This window comes from Alteromonas sp. BZK5 (genome assembly GCF_014349115.1).
Classification (GTDB): domain Bacteria; phylum Pseudomonadota; class Gammaproteobacteria; order Enterobacterales; family Alteromonadaceae; genus Alteromonas; species Alteromonas macleodii.
In genome coordinates, this window is record NZ_JACSOE010000274.1 from 1 (window position 1) to 1112 (window position 1112).

The following is a 1112-nucleotide window of genomic DNA, read 5'->3' on the forward strand; positions in this document are numbered from 1 at the left end:
GATTTCATTACACCAGAAGAGGATTTAACGTCAGCAATAATTGGCTCTCTTGCGGTCTCATTTTTTGATTCAGAACTCGACTCAGATCAGCAAGGTCAATCTCCTCAAGATTTAAAAGCGCTGGAAAGCAAACTAATTGGGCCGGTAGTCGATGTGTTTGGTGTACTCGGTTGGGAGTATGTTCCTTGTGAGAGCCTTGATTTAAATATTATTGCCTTTACAAAAATGGAAGAGGTTGTGGTTGTTAAATTTTTATTACCTACATTTGCTGCGAAAAAGGAAAATATTGATGAATTAATTGATACCGAAAAATACTTGCTTTCCAGCTACAAAGTGCTCCTCACAAATGAAGATTTTGATGAGGATGTAAGCGATTATGCCAACGAAAAATCAGTGGCAATAATCTCGCTGTCAAATATTGAATTAATTGACAAAATTTTATTTGAATAAACGATTTGGAACGTTAACCATAGATATTGGTTATGCAATTAATATTTTTTATACTCAACGTTAAACGACACAATTTATATTTGCAGTGTCAAAATTCTATACCAATGAAGAATGAGTCAATAAGGTAGATTTTAATGACACAATCAGTAGTCGTAAATAGCTGCAATAAATACTTTGATACATTTGTTAAAGTAAGCAACCACGAATTATCCGAAAGCGAGATTGAAGAGGCTATTCTGGAATACGAACGAAGTCAACGGCTCTTAGCGTTGAACCCCGGCGACGTATCAGCGGTTTGTAATGTAGCCTACTTCTGCTGGCGAGATGGGCATAATTTTGAAACAACAGTACGAAAAGTATTAAGGCTTAGAAGGGTGATTTTATAGAGAAATACAAATCCGATACAACTTTTCGATTGAAAATATAGCAACTGGTTAAAAGGTTCGCGCTTGAAGGAATCTGCGATGAAGAAAAATAATGTTTTAAATGTACTAGTGTTAGCCGGTGCCACAATGTCTATATCTGGATGTTGGACAAGCGCGGAAGAGAAACAAAAAATAGCTTCTGTGGCTTGTTCTGTTATGAAAGAAACAAGAAAGATGGACTCTGCTATTCGTGTAGAAAAAGTCAATGAAGTAAGAAGAGAGATAGGTGGTGAACCT

At 36.2% G+C, this 1112-nt stretch carries 3 protein-coding genes; all 3 read left to right on the forward strand.

All coding sequences use genetic code 11. The annotated features are described in order from the left end of the window. Nucleotides 1–450, forward strand: a 450-nt coding sequence (locus BIZ39_RS21910) for a hypothetical protein (RefSeq protein ID WP_187448132.1), incomplete at its 5' end; no start/stop codon positions are given. A gap of 134 nt (nucleotides 451–584) precedes the next feature. Further along, nucleotides 585–836, forward strand: a complete 252-nt coding sequence (locus tag BIZ39_RS22105; RefSeq protein WP_222936756.1) for a hypothetical protein — start codon at nucleotides 585–587, stop codon at nucleotides 834–836. 78 nt (nucleotides 837–914) lie between these two features. Continuing rightward, the coding region (locus tag BIZ39_RS21915; protein ID WP_187448133.1) for a hypothetical protein at nucleotides 915–1112 on the forward strand (198 nt) is incomplete at its 3' end.